Below are 23,849 nucleotides of genomic sequence, written 5' to 3'. Positions count from 1 at the left end.
GGGGATCTGATCGACCCGGGCGGCCTGATGATAATGTCAAAGGCTTTATAATAGCAGATCGCCAAACCGGTATTTTGGAGCGCATCCTGGATTTTGACGCGTGCAGAATAGCGGAGAATGTGGTTCCTGGCGGTTTGGTCAAGGTCAGGCCAGTGCAGGCATTTTGCCAGCGGATGAATAATTTATATATTACAACGGTGAAATCAGGTCAAAATGGGTTATACGCTTTACGATAAATTATGGAATGAGCACGTGGTTCGTACGGAAGAAGATGGTACGGCCACGCTTTATATCGACCGCCATCTGGTGCATGAGGTGACCAGTCCTCAGGCGTTTGAAGGGCTGCGTATGGCTGGCCGGAAGCTGTGGCGCCCCAGTTCCATTGTGGCAACGGCGGACCATAATACCCCGACTACGCATTGGGAGCAGGGCTATGATGGCATTCAGGACCCGATCTCCAAACAACAGATCACCACGCTGGATAAAAACATTCAGGAATATGGTGCTGCGGCCTATTTTCCTTTCATGGATCAGCGTCAGGGGATTGTGCATGTGATTGGCCCTGAAAATGGTGCCACCCTGCCCGGCATGACAGTGGTGTGTGGTGACTCGCATACCTCAACGCATGGCGCATTTGGCGCATTGGCACATGGTATTGGTACCAGCGAAGTTGAGCATGTGATGGCAACGCAGACATTGCTGGCCAAGAAGATGAAGAACATGCTGGTCAAGGTGGATGGTGTATTGCCCAAAGGATGCAGCGCGAAAGATATTGCACTGGCGGTGATCGGCAAAATCGGCACTGCAGGCGGAACTGGCTATACCATTGAGTTTGCCGGCGATGCGGTGCGGGCGCTGTCGATGGAAGGGCGCATGACATTGTGCAATATGGCGATTGAAGCCGGTGCACGCGCAGGGCTGGTGGCGGTGGATGGAAAAACCATCGACTATGTGAAGGGCCGTCCTTTAGCGCCTACAGGGGTGGCGCTGGAGCAGGCGATTACCTACTGGCGTACGCTGCATTCGGATGCCGATGCCCAATGGGATAAGGTGGTTACGCTGGATGCCAGCCAGATCATGCCACAGGTCACTTGGGGCACTTCGCCGGAAATGGTATTGCCCATTGATGCCAAAGTGCCTGATCCCGATAAAGAAAAAGATGCCGGCAAACGTGCTGGTATTGAACGCGCCTTGAGCTATATGGGGCTTGAGCCTAACAAGCCAATGGCTGATATTTATGTGGATAAGGTTTTCATTGGCTCGTGTACCAATGCACGTATTGAGGACATGCGCGAAGCGGCAGCCGTTGTCAAAAAATTAGGCCGTAAAATTGCAACTAACGTCAAGCTGGCGATGGTGGTGCCCGGTTCCGGGCTGGTGCGTGAACAGGCCGAACGGGAAGGGCTGGACCAGATTTTTAAAGCTGCCGGTTTTGAGTGGCGTGAGCCCGGATGTTCCATGTGTCTGGCGATGAATGCCGACCGGCTGGAACCGGGAGAGCGCTGTGCTTCAACGTCCAACCGGAATTTTGAAGGACGCCAGGGAGCCGGGGGACGGACCCATTTAGTGAGCCCGGCCATGGCAGCAGCGGCTGCGATAGAAGGGCATTTTGTTGATGTGCGCCGTATTGTGTAGTTGCGGATCTTTAATTTGATTTTGATTCATGCGAATGAATCGGAGGTGAGTAATGAAAAAGTACCTACTTGTTTTAATGCTTTCAGCAGCAGTTTTGGCAGGTTGTAACACAGTTGCCGGTGCTGGTAAAGATATACAGCAGGGCGGTGAAGCGATTGAGGATGCTGCCACTAAATAACGCTAAAGGCCGGAATGCAAATTCCGGCCTTTATCACATCTGATTGTGCTTTTCATGAAAGCGTTTTGTGATGCATAAGCGCTGATTGACATGGCAGATTGGCCGGTGCTGTTGTGCTGTTAACTGGTTGTGCGACAAGGCGTTGAGCCATGGAAAAATCATATTGCACGCTGGATGACCAAAGACTCAGGCAGCAAGCATCTATTTGATGCTGGTACAGTTTAACCGATAGTTCGCATCACACCACGTGAATACCGGGCGGATACAAACGCTTGTATCCAGTGTTCAGGTTCAAGACTTTCAGACCAGGGCGTGTCTATGTATCATGCCAAATGCTGCGCTACGTACAATTTTTCAAAGGGTAATAAATTACTCGATGATGCGTGCCCGGACATGGCATTTTGAAAGATTCCGTTATATTACGACTATTCTGTAATGTGCAGAGCTCACCAAAGGAGGTTAAACATGCGTTTGTTGAAAAAGACCGTGATTGCAGCCAGTTTGATGTTTGCTACCGCGCTGGCCGTTGCTCAGGCTGAAAAAGTGATTGAAGTGAACCTGGTGGATGCCGATGGCGGGAGTAAGCCCATTGGTACAGTAACCGCTGTTGATTCGCAGTATGGGCTGGTTTTAACGCCTAACCTGCAGGGGTTGGCACCGGGTGTTCATGGGTTTCATGTTCATGTGAACCCGGATTGTGGTCCGAAAGAGCAGGATGGCAAGATGGTTGCCGCGCTGGCTGCTGGCGGGCATTATGACCCTCAAAATACAGGCAAGCATGGTACCCCGTGGGGTGATGGGCACCTGGGTGATTTGCCGCCGCTGTATGTTGCAGCAGATGGTACTGCAGTAACCCCGGTTCTGGCTCCGCGCTTGAAGGTGGCGGATCTGGATGGCCGTTCTATCATGGTGCATGCCGGTGGCGAGAACTATTCCGATCATCCGGCACCTCTGGGTGGCGGCGGAGCCCGTGTTGCGTGTGGTGTGGTGAAATAATTACCTGCGCGATCAAATAATTCGCTGTTTATCACAGCAAAGGGGCGGTAACGCCTCTTTGCTTTTTTGTTTGTCCATTTGTTGTTAGCGAGCGACATTCTTGAGCAAGCAACAAAGTGACAAAAGTATGAAAAAATAGCACTCTTATTGATTTGCGTTTCAATAGCAGGCATGTACTCAGGTATATTGATACATTCGTACATGCAATTCATCTTATTTTTCAAGAGAGATATCAGGCATCATGCAAGCTTTTACCAAACACACGGGCATTGTGGCGCCGATGGACAGAGCGAATGTCGATACGGATGCAATTATTCCGAAGCAGTTTCTGAAATCGATTAAACGCACTGGTTTTGGCCCCAACCTGTTTGATGAATGGCGTTATCTGGACCATGGAGAGCCTGGGCAGGATCCGGCTTCACGCCGGCCCAACCCTGATTTTGTGCTGAACCAGCCGCGTTACCAGGGTGCGTCTATTCTGGTGGCGCGTGAAAATTTCGGCTGTGGCTCCTCGCGTGAGCATGCGCCATGGGCGCTGGAGCAATATGGTTTCAGGGCGATCATTGCGCCGAGTTTTGCCGATATTTTCTTTAACAACTGTTTTAAAAACGGACTGCTGCCGATTGTTCAGCCCGATGCGGTGGTGGATGCCTTGTTTCACGAGGTGTATGCCTTTAGCGGCTACCAGTTAACGATTGACTTGGAGCAGCAAAAAATCATCAAACCCGATGGTTCGGCGCTTGGTTTTGACGTGCAGCCATTTCGCAAATACTGTTTATTGAACGGTTTTGATGATATCGGGCTGACGTTGCGCCATGCGGATGAAATCCGCTCTTATGAGGCCAACCGTCTGGCGCAGAAGCCGTGGCTGGCAGCCAAATGGCTTGGATGATTTTAATACCCTGTTTTTGTATTTTTTCTTTATAGAAAGGTCAGCATGAAAGTCGCAGTATTGGCAGGGGATGGTATTGGTGCAGAAATTGTTGCAGAGGCCGTGAAGGTGCTCAAAGCAACCGGGGTGCCATTGTCATTTGAAGAAGCTCTGGTAGGGGGCGTTGCTTACGCGGCCACGGGCCATCCGCTGCCGCCTGAAACGCTCAAGCTGGCAATGCAAAGCGATGCCGTTTTGTTTGGGGCGGTCGGGGACTTTAAATATGACCATCTGGAACGTGCTTTGCGTCCTGAACAGGCTATTTTGGGCCTGCGTAAAAATATGGGGTTGTTTGCCAACTTCCGCCCGGCGATCTGTTACAGCGAACTGGCTCAGGCGTCCACGTTGCGCCCGGAAATCGTTGGTGGGCTTGACCTGCTGATTGTGCGCGAACTGACAGGCGATATTTACTTTGGCCAGCCCAGAGGACGACGCACGGCAAGCGATGGCGCTTTCCCGGGAACGGATGAGGCATTTGATACGATGCGCTACAGCCGCCCGGAAGTGGAGCGCATTGCGCATGTGGCATTTCAGGCCGCACGCAAACGGCGTAAAAAGCTGCTGAGCGTGGATAAAGCGAATGTTCTGGAAACATCTCAGTTCTGGCGCGATATCATGATTGAAGTGCATCAACAGTATCCGGATGTGGAGCTGGAGCACATGTACATTGACAATGCGGCGATGCAACTGGTGCGTGACCCGAAGCGGTTGGATGTGATTGTTACTGGCAATATGTTTGGCGATATTCTGTCTGATGAGGCATCGATGTTGACAGGCTCTATCGGCATGCTGCCTTCGGCGTCTCTCAATGACAAGCAACAGGGCTTGTATGAGCCCAGCCATGGTTCGGCGCCCGACATTGCCGGCAAAGGCATAGCCAATCCGCTGGCAACAATTTTGTCGGCAGCGATGATGCTGCGGTTTTCTCTGAACCAGGCGGCAGTGGCAGACCGGATTGAGGCGGCAGTGCGTTCCGTCATTGCATCCGGCTTGCGCACGGCGGATATTTATTCCGAAGGCACCACCCGGGTGGGAACTGCGGAAATGGGCGATGCTGTTGTAACGGCGCTAAAAACACAGGCAAGCTGAGAATTTTGACAGGACATTGCGTGCTGTTTGCGCTTGTTAAGGTTGCGGTAAACCCGATAGAGTCAGATAATCAACAGACGCATGTCAAAGGTTGAAAGGTGTAACATGAAACTGGTAGGTTTTGTCGGCTGGCGCGGTATGGTCGGCTCGGTATTGATGCAACGCATGCAGGATGAAGGTGATTTTGCGCACATTGAACCTGTATTCTTTTCAACGTCCAATGCAGGGGGCAAGGCACCCCAGTGGGCTAAAAATGAGACTAAACTGTACGATGCACATGACATCGACAGTTTGAAGCGTTGTGAAATTATTGTGACCTGCCAGGGCGGCGATTACACAACCGCCGTTTTTGACAAACTGCGTGCTGCCGGCTGGAAAGGGCACTGGATTGATGCGGCCTCTACACTGAGGATGCGTGATGACTCGGTGATCGTGCTCGACCCGGTCAACATGCCTACCATTAAAAATGCCCTGGCTAAGGGCGGCGTGAACTGGGTTGGCGGCAACTGCACCGTCAGTTGCATGCTGATGGGCGTGGGCGCTTTATTCAAGGCTGGTCTGGTGGAATGGATGAGCACGCAGACCTACCAGGCGGCTTCGGGTGGCGGTGCCCAGCATATGCGCGAACTGCTGAACCAGTTTGGCATTTTGAATGCTGCGGTGAAAGACAAGCTGGCAGACCCGAAAAGCGCGATTCTGGAAATTGACCGCCAGGTGATTGAAACCCAGCGTGGCCTGTCTGCCGAACAGACGGCACAGTTTGGTGTGCCACTGGCCGGTTCGCTGATCCCATGGATCGACAAGGATCTGGGCAATGGAGAAAGCCGCGAAGAATGGAAAGGCATGGCCGAAACCAACAAGATTCTGGGGCTGGCGCAAAATGCGGCAGTTCCGGTAGATGGTTTCTGTGTGCGTATTGGTGCCATGCGCTGCCATAGCCAGGCGCTGACCTTCAAGCTGAAGAAGGATGTACCACTGGCTGATATTGAAGCCATGCTGGCTGCGGATAACCAGTGGGTAAAAGTGGTTCCCAATACAAGAGAAGCCACCATGAAGGATCTGACGCCGGTGGCGGTGACCGGAACACTGACGATTCCGGTGGGTCGTCTGCGCAAGCTGAAAATGGGCCCTGAGTACCTGGGCGCGTTCACCATTGGTGACCAGTTATTGTGGGGCGCAGCGGAACCTTTGCGCCGTATGCTATTGATTTTGCTTGGGTGATTTATCGGTCAATTTATCGGTCATCGGGGTGAAAAAACAGTAAAATGTTGCACAAATACCAATTCAGGGGCTTGGAAAACCTGAATTTTGTGCAGTTTTAGTATGTGTAAGCTTGCATGTGAGTGTATGCTATAGGGGTATAAGAATTGGTCGGCCATTCGTGGCCGGCTGAAAATTTGATAAACATGATAAAGAGGGACCTTCTTGTGAACGCAATCAGCTCGAAGAATCGGGGGGTGCAGGGGCAGCCTGCAAAGAAGCATTGGCGTGTAACTTCTGCTGCGTTGGCGGTGGCACTACTGGCGGGCGGCTGGTCGTTTTCTGCTCAGGCACTGGTTCTGGGGCAGATTCGTGTCAACTCTGCTTTAGGTGAGCCGTTGCAGGCGGAAGTGCCTATCACGCAGTTGAATGCGGATGAAGCGGCCTCCTTACAGGTGCGGCTGGCCAGCCCAGGCGACTTCAGCAGCCGTGGACTGATTTACAGCAGTGCCATGTCTGCTATTAAAGTGTCTTTCCAGCAAACGGGCAATACAACAGCTGTGATCAGACTCAGCAGCATGCGCCCGGTGCAGGATCCGTTCATTGACCTGCTGCTGGACGTGTCATGGCGTACAGGCAGCATGCAGCGCAGCTATACCATGCTGGTGGATCCGCCGGCATCGGTGACTACTTCCAGCGCTGCAGCACCGGCGCCGCAGGTTTCTGCATTACAGCCTGCCGCAGTGACATCAGCACAACCAACCACATCTGCTCAGGCAACATCACCGGCTGCACCGGTACGCCCAAGTGCCGTATCCGGTGATGATGTGATTCGCGAAAGAATTGTAGCGCCTTCCCAGGCTGGACAGGCAGCAACCGTGCAGCCGAGCCAGGGCGGGCGGGTAGCTCCTGCTGCGCCAGCACCTCAGCGGCAGGCTACGCCTCAACAGCCGCGTCCGCAGCCGGCACCAGTTGCTGGCGGTGACCAGTGGACTGTCAAAGTTGCCCGGGGCCAGACGCTGGGGCAGATTGCTTCAGCCATGAAACCGGCAGGCGTTTCCAATGAGCAAATGCTGATTGCCTTGTTTCGGGCCAACCCGGGTGCGTTCATCAATAGAAATATCAACTGGGTGAAGGCTGGCGCAACTTTGCGCATACCGAGTGAAAGTGAAATTGCATCAATCAGCCAGGCGGAAGCACGCAGCCAGGTGAGCCAGCATGCACGTCAATTCAATGACTACCGCACCCAGGTAGCTAGGGGTTCGGCTCCTGTGCGCAGTGCGGATAGCACAACAAGGACAACCGGTGGTGATGTGACGCCACAGCCTGTGCAGCCTGCACAACCTGCACAACCGATTGATCAGCTGCAGATTTCAAGTGCCCAGGCTCCGCAGGATACACAGCGGGCAGGACAGCAACAGGCTGCAAATGCCGAAGCACGCCGTACAGAAATTGCCTCTAATACAGACGACCTGAGGCGTGCTCAGGATGCACTGAACAATACACCTGTAGCAGTTGCTCCTACGCAGCAGCCTGCTGTAGTAACGCCTGCACCGCAGCCAGCGCCACAACCTGTGCCACAAACGCAGCCGCCGCTGGTGGTGGACCCTGTACCACAACCTGAGCCGGTGCCTGATACTGTGCCACAGCCAGATCCGGTACCTGATCCCGTACCACAACCTGAGCCTGTGCCTGAAGTTGTGCCACAACCTGAGCCGGTACCACAGCCGCAGCCAACGCCTGCAACTACGACACCGCGGCCCGCCCCGGCAGCCGTTGTAGCACCGGTTGTGCCGCCGGAAAAAAGTCTGATTGACCAGCTGATGGATAACCCCCTGATTCCGGTGGGTGGTCTGGCAGTGATTGCTTTGATTGCCTTTGCAGGCGTCAAACTGGCGCGTCGTAAAAAGAACGAGGATGATGATCTGGATGATGATGTTCCTGAGTCCACTTCACAGATAGATTCGTTCTTTGCTGACAATATCAGCCAGCAGGGTGCCGGAGCCAGCATGCTGGATCAGTCTTCCAGCCTGTATGCAGCCAGCCAGCTTGATACCAATGCCGATGTTGATCCGGTACAGGAAGCTGATGTGTATCTGGCTTATGGGCGCGATGAGCAGGCGGCAGAAATTCTGCGCGACGCATTGCAATCAGATCCTAACCGTATTGCATTGCATACGAAGCTGTGTGAAGTGTATGCTCGCCAGGGTAAAGTGGCCCAGTTTGATGACCAGGCATCGCAATTGCGCGCCCTGACATCCGGACGGGGCAATGACTGGGTGAAAATTGCCAAGTTAGGGCATAGTATTTCCCCGACCAACTCGCTTTACTCCGATGCGATTGAAACGAAAAACATGAATAGCGGCGGCAGCGGTGGCGGTGGGTTTGCGCCTCAGTTTGCCCCGGCTCCCAACGCCAGCGAACCGGAAGCACCAGTCAGCCGTCCGGCGCAGAGTGCACCGCAAGCCAGTGCACCATCTGCGGCAGACAGCAGTGCAGCTCAGGCACAACCGCATGCCGGTTATGATCTTTCCGGTCTTTCGCTTGACCTGCCAGATGATGCACCGGGCAGCAGCCAGGCTGCACCTTCATCGATTCCTGATGAAGATGAAGGCCCTGCAACCCGTCTGGCTCTGGCAGAGGAGTTCCTGGCGATTGGCAATACCGATGATGCCAAGGAAATTGTGCAGGAAGTCCTGTCTGAAAATCCGTCGCAGGAAGTTCAGGCACGTGCAAAAGCGCTGCTTGATCAGACTTGATTCAAAAGCATATGTTTTGAAACTGGGGGGCTTGGCCCCCCTTTTATTTGGAGAGAACTTTGCGTATTGCAATGGGTATCAGTTACGCCGGGACTGCTTACCAGGGGTGGCAGAGCCAGCCTAGCGGAATCACGGTGCAGGACACACTGGAGCGGGCGTTGCAGTCATTCATGGCCGTACCGGATGAGGCAGCCGTGAGGACAATGTGTGCTGGCCGTACCGATGCAGGTGTGCATGCACTGAATCAGGTTATCCATTTTGATACCCGAGTGGAGCGAGATTCTTTTTCCTGGGTGCGCGGGACCAACCGCTTTTTACCTTCTGACATTGCTGTACAGTGGTGCCAAACCGTGCCGGACAGTTTTCACTCCCGTAACAGTGCCATTGGGCGGCGTTATGTCTATATTGTGCTGGAGTCTCCTGTGCGACCTTCTGTCGAGTCTCAGCGTGTCGGATGGAGCTGGCGGCCTTTAAGCGGTGATGCGATGCGTGAGGCGGCTGCATTGCTGGAAGGGGAGCATGATTTCAGCGCATTCCGTTCGTCCGAGTGCCAAGCGCTGACGCCTGTAAAGCATTTGCGGCGAATTCACATTGAACAGCGCGGTGCTTACTGGCGTTTTGAGTTTGAAGCCAATGCTTTTCTGCATCATATGGTACGCAACCTGATGGGCTGCCTGATTGCTGTCGGTACAGGCAGCCAGGCGCCGCAATGGGTTGAGAAGGTACTGGCCGGTAAAAAGAGGGAGTTTGCTGCGCCTACTTTTGCTGCTGATGGCTTGTATTTTGCCGGGCCGCAATACGATCCGAAATGGGGGTTGCCACAAGAGGTGGCTGCTTTGAGCTGGTTGCCTTGAATTAAGGATGGGCTGATGCACGGCGCCGTCCAAAAAGCCGTTTTTGTTGATAAAACAGGCATAACCTGAGTTGCAGTGTTGATATCACTGTAAATTGATCTGCTGTGTTATTTCATTTTGTTGTAACATAGACAAAACGTACATGAGCGATAGATATCAGTGGCTTGATTAAAATAGCCTTGTCGGCGTGGTTCGATCAGAAAAGTTTCTGTTTGAGAGGGAAGATCATGCAGGGTCAGACGGGAAGTTTGAATAGCGGTTGATTAGGCATTAAGAGTTTTCTGCTCTGGAAAGGTTTGCAGCCCGACCGTATACGGGTAAACTGGCTTTTGCTGGTGTGGGCTATCAGATTCAATTATCAGACAATATCAAAATATCGAAAATGACTGAAAGGCGGTCTTAGCTGATGGACATCATAGAAAAAAGATTGCGTCGTACGCGCATTAAGATTTGTGGATTGACTCGCGAAGAAGATGTGGATGCAGCAGTGGCGGCTGGTGCTGATGCGGTGGGATTTATTCTGTACCGTGAAAGTCCGCGGGTCATCAGTGTGGAGCGTGCCTTGGAGCTGTCAAAACGGCTGCCGCCGTTTGTTACCCCTGTGGTTCTGTTCGTGAACGCCAAGGTGCATGAAATATTGCTGGTGCAGGAGAATATTCCCAACGCGACATTTCAGTTTCACGGCGATGAGGAGCCTTATTGGTGTGAAAGCTGGGGGCGCCCCTTCCTGAAGGGCATTCGTGTACATTCTGATACAGATTTGGTAAAATTGTCGCAAGATTATGCTTCGGCTCAGGCACTGGTGCTTGATTCTGACAGTAAAGCATATGGCGGTTCTGGGAAGGTGTTCGATTGGTCACTTATACCTCACGATATAGGCGTTCAGGCCGTTTTGTCTGGTGGATTAAATGCTGCAAATGTGAAGCAGGCTATTCTGCAGGTACAGCCGTGGGCTGTTGATGTATGTACCGGGGTGGAGGTGTCTCCAGGTATTAAGGATGCCAAAGCCATTCAGCATTTTGTACAGTCGGTCCGTGTAGCGGATGCCTGTCTTTTCGAGAATTGAATAATTTCCATGAAAGCTTATGAACTGCCCGATGCCAACGGGCATTTTGGCCCCTATGGGGGCGTTTTTGCGGCTGAAACTTTGCGTCACGCGCTTGATGAGTTGACTGCTGCCTATACCCGTTATAAAAATGATCCGGATTTTCTGGCGGAATACCATGATGAACTGCTTCATTATGTAGGCCGACCTACGCCGGTATACCATGCCAAGCGCATGAGCCGCGAGCTTGGTGGTGCGCAGATCTATTTAAAACGGGAAGACCTCAACCACACGGGCGCGCACAAGGTTAACAATGTCATTGGTCAGGCGCTACTGGCTCGCCGTATGGGCAAACCGCGTATCATTGCCGAAACTGGCGCTGGGCAGCATGGCGTGGCAACTGCCACGATCGCAGCGCGTTTTGAACAGCAGTGTATTGTCTACATGGGCGCGGAGGATATCAAACGCCAGGCTGCCAATGTGTACCGCATGAAACTGCTGGGGGCGGAGGTGGTTCCTGTGGAATCCGGCAGCAAAACCCTGAAAGATGCGCTGAACGAGGCGATGCGTGACTGGATGTCGAATGTAGAGGATACGTTTTACATCATCGGTACGGTTGCCGGACCGCACCCTTATCCCATGCTGGTACGGGATTTTCAGCGTGTGATCGGAGATGAGTGTCTGCAACAGATGCCCGAATATGCTGGCCGGCAGCCGGATGTGGTGATTGCCGCTGTTGGCGGTGGCAGCAATGCAATGGGCATTTTTTATCCCTATATTCCGTACGAAAATGTACGTCTGTTGGGCGTGGAGGCCGCCGGAGACGGACTCGAAACCGGTCGTCATGCGGCTTCTTTGACGCTGGGTGTTCCGGGTGTACTGCATGGCAACCGGACTTACCTGCTGCAGGATGAAAACGGCCAGATCATTGAGGCGCACTCGGTGAGTGCCGGGCTGGATTATCCCGGTGTCGGGCCGGAACATGCATGGCTGAAAGACAGCGGTCGTGCCGACTATGTCAGCATTACCGATGAAGAGGCGCTGCATGCGTTCCATTATCTGTGCCGCACAGAAGGCATCATTCCGGCGCTGGAATCCAGCCACGCGGTGGCACAGGCGATGAAAATAGCACCTGCCATGCGTTCCGACCAGATTCTGCTGGTGAACCTTTCAGGACGAGGCGATAAAGACATTCATACCGTGGCCGAGCGCGCGGGTATGCAACTGGCCTGAAAGGATTACACATCATGAGTCGTATATCTACTGCTTTTAAGCAATTGCAGGCCAATGGGCGTAAAGCGCTGATTCCTTATATCACGGCAGGCGATCCTTATGCCGATATCACACCGGATCTGATGCATGCGCTGGTCAGCGCGGGTGCCGATGTGATTGAGGTCGGGGTGCCTTTTTCCGACCCGATGGCCGATGGCAGGGTCATTCAGCGTGCCAGTGAGCGTGCTTTGGCCAAAGGCATGAATCTGGCGAATGTGCTGGAAATTGTCCGCATTTTCCGCCAAAAAGACCAGCAGACCCCGGTGGTGCTGATGGGGTATGCCAACCCGGTGGAGTTTTATGACCACCGCCATGGCGAGAACCGTTTTGCGCAGGATGCCGCCGCTGCCGGTGTAGATGGTGTGCTGATCGTTGACTATCCGCCTGAGGAATCGCACCAATTTGCCAAACAGTTAAAATTGCACGGTCTGGACCAGATTTTTCTGCTTGCCCCCACCTCGACAGAGGAGCGTATTGCGCAGGTGGGCAAACTGGCATCGGGTTACGTGTATTATGTCTCTCTGAAAGGGGTGACCGGGGCCGCCAGTTTGAATACGGATTCGGTTTCGGCGTTCATGCCCCGTATCAGAGAACATGTGCATGCACCTGTCTGCGTGGGGTTTGGCATTCGTGACGCAGCCAGTGCAAAAGCCGTTGCAGCAGTTTCTGATGGTGCGGTGGTAGGTTCACGCCTGATCGAGCTGATTGAAAAACAGCCGCGAGATCAGGTTCTACCAGTGGCGCAGGCCTTTATCGCGGAACTGCGCCAGGCTCTGGATTCAAAATAACAGGTACATACATACCGTAGTAGTCACACTGAAAGAGGTTGATTGATGAGCTGGTTAGATAAAATATTGCCTCCCAAAATTCTGCAAACCTCTCCAGAGGACAGGCGATCCATTCCGGAAGGACTCTGGTTCAAATGCCCTAAATGCGAAACGGTACTGTATCGCAGTGATCTGGAGAAAAACCTGAATGTATGCCCGCAGTGCGGGCATCACCAGCGCATGGGTTCCAGGGCACGGCTGGATGCCATGCTGGATGCCGATGGGCGGGTTGAGATCGGGCAGAGAATTTTGCCGATGGATGCCCTGAAGTTCAAAGATACCAAAAAGTACCCGGACCGCCTGAAAGCAGCGACTGAAAGCACAGGTGAAACGGATGCACTGGTGGTGATGCGTGGCAGCATTAAAAGCCTGCCTGCGGTGGTTGCATGCTTTGAGTTTGACTTCATGGGCGGTTCTATGGGTTCGGTGGTGGGTGAGCGCTTTGTAGAAGGCGTGCACGCAGCCGTTGAGCAAAAAGTACCGTTCATCAGTTTTTCTGCAACAGGTGGCGCACGTATGCAGGAGGGCCTGTTAAGCCTGATGCAGATGGCTAAGACCAATGCAGCGCTGACGCAACTGGGTAAGCTCGGGCTGCCTTATATCAGTGTGCTGACCGACCCGACCATGGGCGGTGTTTCGGCCAGCTTTGCATTTGTGGGTGATGTGGTGATTGCCGAGCCGGGCGCGTTGATCGGTTTTGCCGGTCCGCGTGTGATTGAAAACACGGTGCGTGAAAAACTGCCCGAAGGGTTTCAGCGTGCAGAGTTTCTGCTGGACAAGGGCGCGATTGACATGATCTGCGATCGCCGTCAGTTACGCGATACGATTGCCAGCCTGTTAACCATGCTGCAGAAAATACCGGCGGAAGCAGCTGCGTGATCTGATCTGGATTCAGCGTTCCAGCCATTGGTAAAAAGGACCCTTCAGGGTCCTTTTTTATGGAGATGGGAAATAGATCATCTCATCAAATAATTCACAATGATCAGGAGTACCTGCAGAATGATCAGCACAATGAACGGGCTTAAATCCAGCCCTCCAATGGAGGGAATGACCTTGCGCACCGGATTGACCAAAGGGACGCTTAACTGCTGTGTCAGCCCGTAAAAGGGGTGATTCGGCTGCAGCCAGGACAGGATGGCGTTGAGCAAAACAATCAGGCTGAGCAGGTACAGCATGAGCTTGATGACGTTGAGCAGTGCAAAGAACAAAAGCAGGAAAATACCGTGCAATGGACTGGAAATGGCAACAGCGGCTGTATCCTGTGAGAGGTAAATGGCCGTCCAGAGAATCAGGAAATGCAGCAGGCTGCATAAATAGGCTGCCAGAAAGGAAGAGAGATCAAAACGCTGTATACGGGGCAGAATGCGTTGCAGTGGGAGTACCAGCCAGTTGGTCAGCCTGATAATGCCCTGCCCGACAGGGTTCATGAAGGATGCTTTGACCAACTGCATATACAGGCGCAGCAGGCACAGGATGGCAAACAGGTCAAATACGACATTCAGTAAAAAGGCGAGAATATTCAGTAGCAGGGTCATATGGCCGGTAGGTGTGTGTATGGGACGTATGTGCGCAATGGTTGGACCAAACATAAATACTAACACAGTTGATTTTGTATTTTTACCTGTCAGGATTTGTGACTTTCGCATGATTGGGCACTTCATGAGCGCATTGTGGTCGTTGCAGACAAGTGCTGTAAATTTATCCAGATAGTTCTACAATATTCAGCCTGACCAGTATATGTATTTCTAAAGCCTTGTATGAGCACATCAGCCAAAAAAGACAACAGTCAAAAAGATATTCATATCCGCGGCGCACGCCAGAATAACCTCAAGCGGGTTGATCTTGATATTCATACGGGGGAACTGACGGTGGTCACCGGGCCAAGTGGTTCGGGAAAGTCCAGCCTCGTGTTTGATACGCTGTATGCGGAAGGGCAGCGCCGCTATGTGGAAACATTCAGTGCTTATGCGCGCCAGTTTTTGGACCGTATGGACAGGCCTGCGGTGGATGCGGTAGAGGGAGTGCCACCTGCCATTGCCATTGACCAGACCAATCCGGTACGGACATCGCGCTCCACAGTAGGCACCATGACGGAGCTGAACGACCATTTCAAGCTGCTGTTTGCGCGTGCGGCGCATTTGTTTGACCGCGTTACGGCACAATCTGTCAAGCATGACAATGTGCAGTCGATTCAGCACGAGCTGGAGCGCAGGGCGCAGCAGGCCGGAAACCCGCGCGTGGTACTGACTTTTCCGGTGGAGTTGCCGTCCAATGTGAGCGAGGCGGAGGTGGAGCAGTGGCTGTCGGTGAGCGGGTTTACGCGCGTTCAGGCTGAGCGTGAGGTTGCAACACTGACCGGTCCGCGCAAGCTGTTGGATGTGGTGGCGGACCGTTTCCGCATAGACAATGTAGAGCCGGCACGGGTGGCTGAAGCCATTGAAACCTGTCTGAAACGCGGCGGCCGTTTGAATGTGTATGCCTTGCCTGAAAACGCTGAAGATGAATCTGGTGAAAAAGAGCCGGATATCTGGCGTTTCTCCAGCGGGCTGCATTGCCCTGAGAGTGATCTGACATATTCGGAGCCGACATCCTCCCTGTTTTCATTCAACTCGGCTTATGGTGCGTGCGAATCGTGCCGTGGGTTCGGGCGGGTTATTGGTGTGGACTGGGGGCTGGTGATTCCCGATGAAAAACTGACCTTGCGTGGCGGCGCGGTCAAGCCGGTTCAGACGCCAGCGTGGTCTGAGATACAGGATGATTTGTTGCGCTATGCGGCGGTTGCAGGCATACCGCGTGATACTTCCTGGAGCCAGTTGACGGATGCCCAGAAAAAGTGGGTGATTGACGGCACGCCCGACTTCAAGGAGGGCAACTGGAACAAGCAGTGGTATGGCATCCGCCGGTTTTTTGAATATCTGGAAAGTAAGTCATACAAAATGCACATCCGTGTGCTGCTTTCCAAATACCGCAGTTATACCACCTGCCCGGTCTGTCAGGGCGCGCGCCTGAAAACGGAAGCGCTGTTGTGGCGTGTGGGCAGCAAAGAGCAAGCGGATGCCGTGCTGGCACCGGAAAAACGGTTTATGCCCGCAGGTGTGCAATGGAGCCATAAGCAGCTCGAGGCATTGCCGGGACTATCTTTACATGACCTGATGCTGCTGCCGATAGAGCGGCTGTACCGCTTTATCAATCTGGCGTTTCCCGTTTTAAAAAAGCAGCAGGCAACGGATACAGAGAAAGACCCGCTGCAACTGCTGTACGACGAAATTCGTACGCGTTTGCAGTACCTGTGTGATGTGGGCATTGGTTATCTGACGCTGGACCGGCAAAGCCGGACACTTTCGGGCGGTGAGGTGCAGCGTATCAACCTGACGACCGCGCTGGGCACTTCGCTGGTCAATACGCTGTTTGTGCTGGACGAGCCCAGCATTGGCCTGCACCCGCGCGATATGAACCGCATCATTGAAGCGATGCACCGTTTGCGCAATGCAGGCAATACGCTGGTGGTGGTGGAACATGACCCGGCCGTGATGCTGGCGGCCGACCGGGTGCTGGATATGGGCCCGGGGCCGGGAGAAAACGGTGGCCAGATTGTATTTGACGGCACACCCAAAGCGTTGCGCAAGGCCGATACGCTGACCGGCGTTTATCTGGGGGGGCGAAAGCATATTGGGGTGGGCGTCAGACGCCTGGTGACAGAAGGAACACCCCGCCTGATTTTGCAGGGCGCGCGCGAGCATAACCTGAAAGATATTGATGTGGAGTTTCCACTGCATTGTCTGACCACGGTAACCGGCGTTTCGGGTTCCGGCAAATCCACATTGATTCAGGATGTGCTGTATCCGGCGCTATGTCGCGGCCTGGGGAAAGCGACGGAAACCCCCGGCGTGCATGACCAGCTGCTGGGGGCAGACTGGCTGGCCGATGCGGTTTTTGTGGACCAGTCTCCTATCGGCAAGACGGCACGCAGCAATCCGGCCAGTTATGTCGGTGCATGGGATGCCATCCGTTCGCTGTTTGCCCAGACGCCCCTGGCGCGTGAGCGTGGTTATACGGCGTCCAAGTTCAGCTTTAACAGCGGCGATGGCCGCTGCCCCACCTGCGGCGGCTCAGGCTTTGAGCATGTGGAAATGCAGTTTCTGAGCGATGTGTATTTGCGCTGCCCAGACTGTGACGGCAAACGTTACCGGCCGGAGGTGCTGGAGGTGACCCTGATGCGGGGTGGCCGTGATTACACGGTGGCTGATGTGCTGGACCTGACGGTGAGCGAGGCTTCGCAGGTGTTTGCGCAGGATGCAGAAGTCGGCCGCGTGTTGCAGCCGATTGTCGATGTCGGGCTGGAATACGTTAAGCTGGGGCAGCCGGTACCAACACTGTCGGGTGGTGAGGCACAGCGTTTGAAACTGGCTGGCTTTTTGGCGCAGGCAACATCGGGCAAGCTCAGCTCACGCAGCGCCACGGCACAAAAGCTGGCTAAAAAAGGGACGCTGTTTTTGTTTGACGAGCCAACCACTGGACTGCATTTTGATGACATTGCCAAACTGATGCGGGCTTTCCGTAAATTGCTGGACGCCGGGCACAGCATCATTCTGATTGAACATAACCTGGATGTGATTCGCGCCTCAGACTGGCTGATTGATTTGGGGCCAGAGGGTGGAGATGCGGGCGGGCAGGTGGTATGCACAGGCACGCCGGAAGCGGTAAAAGCCTGCCGCGATTCTTATACCGGGCAGGCGCTCAAAGCGTATGAACAGGCTTTGGGTTCCGGCGATATGCATGTGGCTGAAGGGCAGGTTGCGAAATACCTGCTGACATTGGAAGACCAGAAACAGGCACACGCTGCTGCGCATAATGAAATTGAAGTGGTGAATGCGCGTGAGCATAATTTGAAGTCACTCTCGGTGGATATTCCGCGCGGCGTATTCAATGTGATTACCGGCGTTTCCGGTTCCGGCAAGTCGACGCTGGCATTTGACATTGTGTTTGGCGAAGGGCAGCGGCGCTATCTGGAATCGCTCAATGCCTATGCACGCTCCATTGTGCAACCGGCAGGCCGTGCCGAGGTGGATGCGGTGTATGGCATTCCGCCGACGGTGGCCATTGAGCAACGCCTTTCGCGTGGTGGACAGAAAAGCACGGTGGGTACCGCCACGGAAGTATGGCACTATCTGCGCCTGCTGTATGTGAAACTGGGTGTGCAGCACTGTATTCATGATGATACAGCGGTGGAGCCGCAGACGGCTGAAAAGATTGCCGCCCAACTGTTGACGCGTTACCGCGGGCAGCACATTGGTTTGCTGTCGCCCTTGGTGATGAACCGCAAGGGTGTCTATACGGATCTGGCAGACTGGGCAAAGAACCAGGGATATACGCACCTGCGTGTGGATGGCGAGTTTTTGCCTACGGCTAAATTTCCACGGCTGGACCGCTATAAGGAACATACACTGGAGTTGCCGGTTGCCGATGTGCATGTGAAGCCACAGAATGAAACATACCTGCGTGATGCCTTGCGCAAAACACTGGAGCATGGAAAAGGCATTGCGCATGTGCTTGATGACCTGACCGGTTTGCAGCAGGCCATGCGCGACAGCTCATCTGCCGCCCGTATTGGGCATGTGCATGTGTTTTCAACCAAACGGGCCTGCCCGGTATGCGGCACCAGTTATCCTGAGCTTGATCCGCGTTTATTTTCCTACAACAGCAAGCATGGCTGGTGCCCCGATTGTGTGGGAACGGGTTTGCGTTTGAACAAGGACCAGCGTAAAGCGTATGACGATTCCATCGTTGCGCAGGATGATAACAGGGGCCGCGAACGCAGTTTTGCCGAGCCTGAAGTGGATGGTGTTGGCGATGAAGTGTGCCCGAGCTGCCATGGCACCAGACTGAATGTGCAGGCCCGTAATGTGTTGTTTGCCGGGGTTACCATTACCGAGCTGGCGCAGCTTTCGGTAACCGATATGCGGAACTGGGTGCAGGCGTTGCAGTTGCATGGACGCGATGCAGAGATTGCCCGCGACCTGTTGCCCGAGATTGAAAGCCGGCTGGATTTTCTGGAAGAGGTCGGCCTGGGTTATTTGACGCTGGATCGTGGTGCGCCTACGCTGTCAGGCGGTGAGGCGCAGCGTATCCGGCTGGCAGCGCAGTTGGGCAGCAATCTGCAGGGCGTATGCTATGTGCTGGATGAGCCGACCATTGGCCTGCACCCGCGCGATAACCGGATTCTGCTGAAAGCATTGCATTCGCTGAGCGATAAGGGTAATACGCTGATGGTGGTGGAGCACGATGAGGAAACGATTCGTGCGGCTGACCATATCATTGATATCGGGCCTGGTGCGGGTACGCGTGGCGGTCGCGTTATTGCACAGGGAAGCATGGCGGATCTGGCGGCGCAGCCGGATTCTGTAACCGGGCGCTATCTGGCGCATCCGCTGAAACACCCGATGCATGAGCGCCGCAAAGTGGATGCGCAGACGTTGGAGAACGAGTCGGTCTATCTGCGTGATGCGATGATGCATAACCTGCGCCATGTGGATATTGCCGTGCCGCTGAAACGGCTGGTGGCCATTACCGGTGTGTCAGGGTCAGGCAAATCGACGCTGGCACGTGATGTTCTGCTGAGCAACCTGCACATGGCCGTGAATAGCAAAGGCAAGCCGCATTGGCAGCATTGTCAGGGGATTGACCACTATGAGCGGGTGGACCGGGTGCTTGAAGTGGATCAGACACCGATTGGTAAAACGCCGCGCTCATGTCCGGCGACCTATATCGGTTTTTGGGATACCGTGCGCAAGTTGTTCGCTGATACGCTGGAAGCCAAGGCACGCGGCTATGGCCCGGGACGCTTTTCTTTCAATACCGGCGAAGGACGCTGCCCGGGGTGCGACGGGCAGGGCATGCGCACGATTGAAATGAACTTTCTGCCTGATGTGAAAGTCCCATGTGAGATTTGCCATGGCGTGCGTTTCAACCCCGAAACGCTGGCGGTAACTTGGCGAGGCAAAAACATTGGTGAAGTGTTGCAGATGGAGGTGGATGAAGCGGTGGCGTTTTTTGCCTCCATGCCTGCCATCAGCCATCCGTTGCAGTTGCTCAAGGATGTTGGGCTGGGTTACCTGACGCTGGGGCAGCCGTCACCCACACTTTCTGGCGGTGAGGCGCAGCGCATTAAACTGGTAACCGAACTGAGCAAAGTCCGCGATGATGTGACGCGGCGTGGCAACCGCACGCCACATACGTTTTATGTGCTGGATGAGCCGACCGTAGGGCTGCACATGGCCGATATTGAAAAACTGATTCATGTGCTGCACCGGCTGACGGATGCGGGGCATACGGTGCTGGTGATTGAGCATGACCTGGATGTGGTGGCCGAGGCCGACTGGGTGATCGACATGGGGCCGGAAGGCGGTTCCGGTGGCGGCCTTGTGGTTGCAACCGGTACGCCGGAGCAGGTCATGGCAACCAAAGATTCTCATACCGGAGAGGCGCTGAAAACGGTGCTGCGGCGGCGTTAAGCCGCGGCAGCTTGCCGCTGGCGGCATTTATGCTTCAGGTGCAAACATGGCCATGACCTGCGCTTCTGTCATGGTCTGTGTGGGGTTGGCAAAGCTGAAATATGCGGGTTTGCGGTCAATGTAGATTTGCGAGACAAACTGCACCTGGTCGTCCTGGATATCGTCCAGCAGCCCGATGGGCAGGAAGTAATCCTGTGTTGCTTTGATGCGGTAAAACAGGTGTGTGCCACAGTTTTTGCAAAAGCCCCGCTCGGCCCATGCAGATGAATCGTAAACCTGGATATATTCTTCGCCTTCAAACTGGACACTTTTACCAGCGTCAACAGACATGAGCAGACTGCCGCTCCATTTGCGGCACATTCCGCAATGGCAGGCATACACCTGCGAATTGAATGCCCCCAATTTAACTTTGATTTTGCCGCATAAACAACTGCCGTTTGCCTGTCTGGTGTCCATTTATTGCTCCTTATAAGTTGTCGGTGGCCGGGTATTTACATTGAAACAATGACGTTTGTATCAAAGGGGCGGGTGTCCTATTTGCTTTTATGACATGTAAAAAAAGTACCCGTATTTTGAAAATACCTGTATACAACATAACATAAGTACATGAAAAATAATAGACTTGCTGATTAAAAAATACTTACATATAATTAACGCATATATATCGCAAGAAAATACATGTGAATGTTATGAAAACAAAATACTTGTTAATTGGTATTGTGGCGTTGGTTTTTATATATTTAGCAGGTGCCTGGTGGCATGGTTGGTATTTCGAGAAACGTTACAACGAGCAAAGAATCAGAATAAACGCCTGGCTGCTGGAATCTGCACCAGGCATCAGTATCATTGAGTCGAGCTATCAGCGAGGGTTTTTCAATTCATCTGCGCAGTTTGTGCTTGAAGTGGATATGCCCCCAATTTTTGATGATGCGAATAAGTCATCTTTCGGCGGGGCTGGCAAGCCTGTGCGTATTGTTTTTGAACATCAGGTCCGTACAGGCCCCTGGCTGGGGCGCCAGGGGGTGGGGTTGGCCAGAGTAGAAACGCGTGCTCACTTTGATCCGGCCAGCGTTTCACCCGAGTTGATTCAATCATTGCAAGGGCAGGACCTGGGAACAGGGCAGACGAAAGTTGGTTATTTGAACAGTTTCGGGACGGAGGTTTATGTGACTCCGGTTCACATGGATGCCGGGCAAATGCAGCTTCAGTTTTCTGGTATGCATGTCAGAGCTCAAACACATCAGTCTGGATCGCTGGTGGATATGAGTGTCAGGCTGCCTTACGTGCTTTGGAGCGATGCAAAGCGTCATACGCATTTGCAGGTTGATAATTTGCTGTATGAGTCATTGAATGGCAGAGCCAACATATTTTTCTGGACGAGCGATCAGAAATTAACCCTGGATGGCCTGCGTTTGGGTTCCGAGGGTATGAATATCGATATTGCTAAATTGCACTTGATGGTGCAGGAAAATAGTGAGGGGGATTTTATCTCTCCTGTCATGAATTTCGAAACCAAAGGCGTGTGGTCGGGGCGTCCGTTTCAGTTGTCATTTAATTCGAAGATGAATCGCTTGTTCTCCCCGGCAATTGATGGATATGCAGCCACATTAGAGCTATTGTCGAAGACAAGCGCGTTTAGCGAAAAAGGGATGGCATTGTTTGCACAGCTTGAAGAGCATCTGGCAGATATTTACAAAAGATCACCTTCTTTTTCAATCAACGTTGCATTTGTCTATGATGGAAAAACTGCCGACTATTCAGCGCAAATACAGGTGGACTCCATATCAGATGGAGATTTGAAGCGCATGCCATTGCCAATGGTGTTGATGAGTAAGATAAATGGTCAGAGCAATTTTCAGGCTTCTGCATCATTACTCACAGAGGATATGCTGGGTGAAGTTGTATATCCTCAGGTTTTGGCCCTGATTGAGCAGGGATTTTTGGTGAAAAGAGGAGAGCTGCTGGTGTCTGATTTTTCTTACCAGCAGGGCGTTACACAGGTGAATGGGAAAACAATAGGGTCCACTTTGGCTGTTTTTTGATCATTGCCATGCCATATAAAAAATGTCTTATTTGTGCCAATTTAATGGTGAAAGGGGGCTGTTTGTTACATGGAAAAGCCAAAATCAAAGAAAATTGTCTGCTGATGGGTGTTTTCTTTAAAAATTATTTTACGTATCAGTGCATGTGAGGAGATTATGAAGGCGAAGACGCTGCTGGTTGGAACTGTGGTATTGGTTGGGGTTTATTTAGGAGCTGCTTTTGGCAGCAGCTTTTATATTGAGAAACGTTATCATGAGGAAGTTGTTGAAACCAACATATGGCTGCAGGAAAACATGCCTGATGTGCGTGTAACGGAATTGAGTTACCACAGGGGGCTGTTTGACTCTCAGGCGCAATTCGCTGTTGAGTGGGATGTCCGTCGGAGCTATTTGCGCCAGAACGAGTTTTACGAAACGCCTTTTGAACTGCCGCAAAAGCCAATCCGCATTATTGTGGATAATGACATTCGCACAGGCCCCTGGCTGGGAAGCAAAGGCCTTGGATTAGCCAGGATTGATACAGTTGCCAATTTTGACCCGGCGCATGTTTCGCCGCAGATCGTGCAGTCGTTGCAGGGGCAGAACCTGATAACAGCGCAAATTAAAATCACCTACTGGAAGGATTTTTCAACCGATGTCTATGGTGCCGCTTTCGATCTGGATAATGGCGATACACAATTTCAGTATAACGGGGTAGCGGCACAATTTCAGACCCGTCGTTTGGGGACCAAAGCAGACTTGTCTGTGAATTTTCCGTATCTGCTGCTGACCCAGCCAAGCACCCAGTCTCAATTATTGATTCATCAACTGACTTATCAGGCCCGTGACAGTGAGGTGGGTGATATTGTCACGTGGTGGAATGGCAATCACAATCTGGCACTGGAGAGGTTTTTGATCGATGGGGGAAAACCGGAGCAGCAATTTGATATTAACAAAGTGCTTTTGGTCAGTGAAGAGCGGCGTGACGGTGATTTTGCCTCATACAAAATGGAAATCAAGTTTGATGCCAAAGTCATGGGGAATTCCATGCAGGTGAACCTTTATTCCAGACTGGATAATATCAACGTGCCTGTGATGGAGGAGTTTTCAAAACAGTATGAAGCTGCCGGAAACTCGCCCCGGGCGCAACAGGAAGCGATGAGAATCATGGAGAGCAGGGCTGCGGATATCTTCAAAGCATCGCCGGCATTTATCATTGATCCTTTTACAATTACCTATAATGGGCAAACCGCTGAATCTCACGTGGATATCAGAGTTGCAAGCATTACTGCCGACGATTTGAAACGCACGCCATTTATGGCGTTACTGATGACCAGGCTCAGTGTTCAAATGGATTTCCGTGCGCCTGCCTCAATGCTGACACGTGAGATTCTGGGGCCAAAGGTATATGCTCAGTTGCAGGAGCAGATTCAACAAGGTGTTTTGGTCAACAGAGGCGGAATGGTGACATGGGACTTCTCTTATCAAGGAGGCACTGCGATGATGAATGGAAGGTCTCTTGGCCGATGAT

The 23,849-nt window shown here is 52.9% G+C and carries 17 protein-coding genes; 15 read left to right on the top strand and 2 right to left on the bottom strand.

Annotated elements, in window-relative coordinates; all coding sequences use genetic code 11:
• Window positions 1–213: 213 nt before the first annotated feature.
• The 12 genes from leuC to accD all read left to right on the top strand — a co-directional run bounded on the left by leuC (window position 214) and on the right by accD (window position 13,665).
• Window positions 214–1,635, top strand: coding sequence for a 3-isopropylmalate dehydratase large subunit (gene leuC, locus AACY98_RS05755; protein WP_339802723.1), 1,422 nt, complete (start codon window positions 214–216; stop codon window positions 1,633–1,635).
• 52 nt (window positions 1,636–1,687) lie between these two features.
• Window positions 1,688–1,813: an entericidin A/B family lipoprotein gene (locus AACY98_RS05750; RefSeq protein WP_204250812.1), complete on the top strand. Its 126-nt coding sequence runs from the start codon at window positions 1,688–1,690 to the stop codon at window positions 1,811–1,813.
• A 474-nt stretch (window positions 1,814–2,287) separates the two neighbouring features.
• Complete coding sequence (gene sodC / locus AACY98_RS05745) at window positions 2,288–2,809, top strand: superoxide dismutase [Cu-Zn] SodC (RefSeq protein ID WP_423817531.1); 522 nt, start codon at window positions 2,288–2,290, stop codon at window positions 2,807–2,809.
• Window positions 2,810–3,050: 241 nt separating this feature from the next.
• A complete protein-coding gene (leuD, locus tag AACY98_RS05740; RefSeq protein ID WP_126978381.1) occupies window positions 3,051–3,701 on the top strand; it encodes a 3-isopropylmalate dehydratase small subunit in 651 nt (216 codons plus the stop codon).
• A gap of 45 nt (window positions 3,702–3,746) precedes the next feature.
• The gene (gene leuB, locus AACY98_RS05735; protein ID WP_339802717.1) at window positions 3,747–4,829 is read left to right on the top strand and encodes a 3-isopropylmalate dehydrogenase; all 1,083 of its coding nucleotides are present in this window, start codon (window positions 3,747–3,749) and stop codon (window positions 4,827–4,829) included.
• Window positions 4,830–4,934: 105 nt separating this feature from the next.
• Window positions 4,935–6,050: an aspartate-semialdehyde dehydrogenase gene (gene asd / locus AACY98_RS05730; RefSeq protein ID WP_339802714.1), complete on the top strand. Its 1,116-nt coding sequence runs from the start codon at window positions 4,935–4,937 to the stop codon at window positions 6,048–6,050.
• Window positions 6,051–6,256: 206 nt separating this feature from the next.
• Window positions 6,257–8,788 (top strand): type IV pilus assembly protein FimV, encoded by a 2,532-nt coding sequence (locus AACY98_RS05725; protein ID WP_339802711.1) that lies wholly within the window; start codon window positions 6,257–6,259, stop codon window positions 8,786–8,788.
• Window positions 8,789–8,847: 59 nt separating this feature from the next.
• A complete protein-coding gene (gene truA / locus AACY98_RS05720; RefSeq protein WP_339802708.1) occupies window positions 8,848–9,642 on the top strand; it encodes a tRNA pseudouridine(38-40) synthase TruA in 795 nt (264 codons plus the stop codon).
• A gap of 406 nt (window positions 9,643–10,048) precedes the next feature.
• Entirely contained in the window at window positions 10,049–10,708 is a 660-nt protein-coding gene (locus AACY98_RS05715; RefSeq protein WP_339802705.1) for a phosphoribosylanthranilate isomerase, read from the top strand.
• 9 nt (window positions 10,709–10,717) lie between these two features.
• Complete coding sequence (gene trpB / locus AACY98_RS05710; protein WP_339802703.1) at window positions 10,718–11,920, top strand: tryptophan synthase subunit beta; 1,203 nt, start codon at window positions 10,718–10,720, stop codon at window positions 11,918–11,920.
• A 14-nt stretch (window positions 11,921–11,934) separates the two neighbouring features.
• Window positions 11,935–12,747, top strand: coding sequence for a tryptophan synthase subunit alpha (trpA, locus tag AACY98_RS05705; RefSeq protein ID WP_339802701.1), 813 nt, complete (start codon window positions 11,935–11,937; stop codon window positions 12,745–12,747).
• Window positions 12,748–12,792: 45 nt separating this feature from the next.
• Entirely contained in the window at window positions 12,793–13,665 is an 873-nt protein-coding gene (gene accD, locus AACY98_RS05700) for an acetyl-CoA carboxylase, carboxyltransferase subunit beta (protein WP_339802698.1), read from the top strand.
• A gap of 77 nt (window positions 13,666–13,742) precedes the next feature.
• Here the strand turns inward: accD and AACY98_RS05695 are convergent, their stop codons facing one another.
• A complete protein-coding gene (locus tag AACY98_RS05695; RefSeq protein ID WP_339802695.1) occupies window positions 13,743–14,375 on the bottom strand; it encodes a YggT family protein in 633 nt (210 codons plus the stop codon).
• A gap of 168 nt (window positions 14,376–14,543) precedes the next feature.
• On the opposite strand from AACY98_RS05695, the gene uvrA reads away from it, so the two are divergent.
• On the top strand, window positions 14,544–20,297 hold the full coding sequence (uvrA, locus tag AACY98_RS05690) for an excinuclease ABC subunit UvrA (protein WP_339802692.1): 5,754 nt from the start codon (window positions 14,544–14,546) through the stop codon (window positions 20,295–20,297).
• A gap of 27 nt (window positions 20,298–20,324) precedes the next feature.
• Here the strand turns inward: uvrA and AACY98_RS05685 are convergent, their stop codons facing one another.
• Window positions 20,325–20,753, bottom strand: a complete 429-nt coding sequence (locus AACY98_RS05685; RefSeq protein WP_339802689.1) for a GFA family protein — start codon at window positions 20,751–20,753, stop codon at window positions 20,325–20,327.
• 233 nt (window positions 20,754–20,986) lie between these two features.
• On the opposite strand from AACY98_RS05685, the gene AACY98_RS05680 reads away from it, so the two are divergent.
• Together AACY98_RS05680 and AACY98_RS05675 are read left to right on the top strand one after the other, a co-directional pair.
• Complete coding sequence (locus AACY98_RS05680; RefSeq protein ID WP_339802686.1) at window positions 20,987–22,339, top strand: DUF945 family protein; 1,353 nt, start codon at window positions 20,987–20,989, stop codon at window positions 22,337–22,339.
• 156 nt (window positions 22,340–22,495) lie between these two features.
• Complete coding sequence (locus AACY98_RS05675) at window positions 22,496–23,848, top strand: DUF945 family protein (RefSeq protein WP_339802683.1); 1,353 nt, start codon at window positions 22,496–22,498, stop codon at window positions 23,846–23,848.
• Window position 23,849: the final 1 nt, after the last annotated feature.

It is taken from the genome of Saezia sanguinis (assembly GCF_963921665.1).
Classification (GTDB): Bacteria; Pseudomonadota; Gammaproteobacteria; order Burkholderiales; family Burkholderiaceae_C; genus Saezia; species Saezia sanguinis.
Note: the sequence above shows the minus strand (reverse complement) of the source record. Positions and strands in the feature narration are given on the sequence as shown.

What these genes read in the sequence shown, in the direction of transcription:
- leuC (WP_339802723.1), top strand. Translation starts at nt 214, where the DNA reads ATGGGTTATACGCTTTACGATAAATTATGGAATGAGCACGTGGTTCGT.
- AACY98_RS05750 (WP_204250812.1), top strand. Translation starts at nt 1,688, where the DNA reads ATGAAAAAGTACCTACTTGTTTTAATGCTTTCAGCAGCAGTTTTGGCA.
- leuD (WP_126978381.1), top strand. Translation starts at nt 3,051, where the DNA reads ATGCAAGCTTTTACCAAACACACGGGCATTGTGGCGCCGATGGACAGA.
- leuB (WP_339802717.1), top strand. Translation starts at nt 3,747, where the DNA reads ATGAAAGTCGCAGTATTGGCAGGGGATGGTATTGGTGCAGAAATTGTT.
- asd (WP_339802714.1), top strand. Translation starts at nt 4,935, where the DNA reads ATGAAACTGGTAGGTTTTGTCGGCTGGCGCGGTATGGTCGGCTCGGTA.
- AACY98_RS05715 (WP_339802705.1), top strand. Translation starts at nt 10,049, where the DNA reads ATGGACATCATAGAAAAAAGATTGCGTCGTACGCGCATTAAGATTTGT.
- trpB (WP_339802703.1), top strand. Translation starts at nt 10,718, where the DNA reads ATGAAAGCTTATGAACTGCCCGATGCCAACGGGCATTTTGGCCCCTAT.
- trpA (WP_339802701.1), top strand. Translation starts at nt 11,935, where the DNA reads ATGAGTCGTATATCTACTGCTTTTAAGCAATTGCAGGCCAATGGGCGT.
- accD (WP_339802698.1), top strand. Translation starts at nt 12,793, where the DNA reads ATGAGCTGGTTAGATAAAATATTGCCTCCCAAAATTCTGCAAACCTCT.
- AACY98_RS05695 (WP_339802695.1), bottom strand. Translation starts at nt 14,375, where the DNA reads ATGTTTGGTCCAACCATTGCGCACATACGTCCCATACACACACCTACC.
- uvrA (WP_339802692.1), top strand. Translation starts at nt 14,544, where the DNA reads ATGAGCACATCAGCCAAAAAAGACAACAGTCAAAAAGATATTCATATC.
- AACY98_RS05685 (WP_339802689.1), bottom strand. Translation starts at nt 20,753, where the DNA reads ATGGACACCAGACAGGCAAACGGCAGTTGTTTATGCGGCAAAATCAAA.
- AACY98_RS05680 (WP_339802686.1), top strand. Translation starts at nt 20,987, where the DNA reads ATGAAAACAAAATACTTGTTAATTGGTATTGTGGCGTTGGTTTTTATA.
- AACY98_RS05675 (WP_339802683.1), top strand. Translation starts at nt 22,496, where the DNA reads ATGAAGGCGAAGACGCTGCTGGTTGGAACTGTGGTATTGGTTGGGGTT.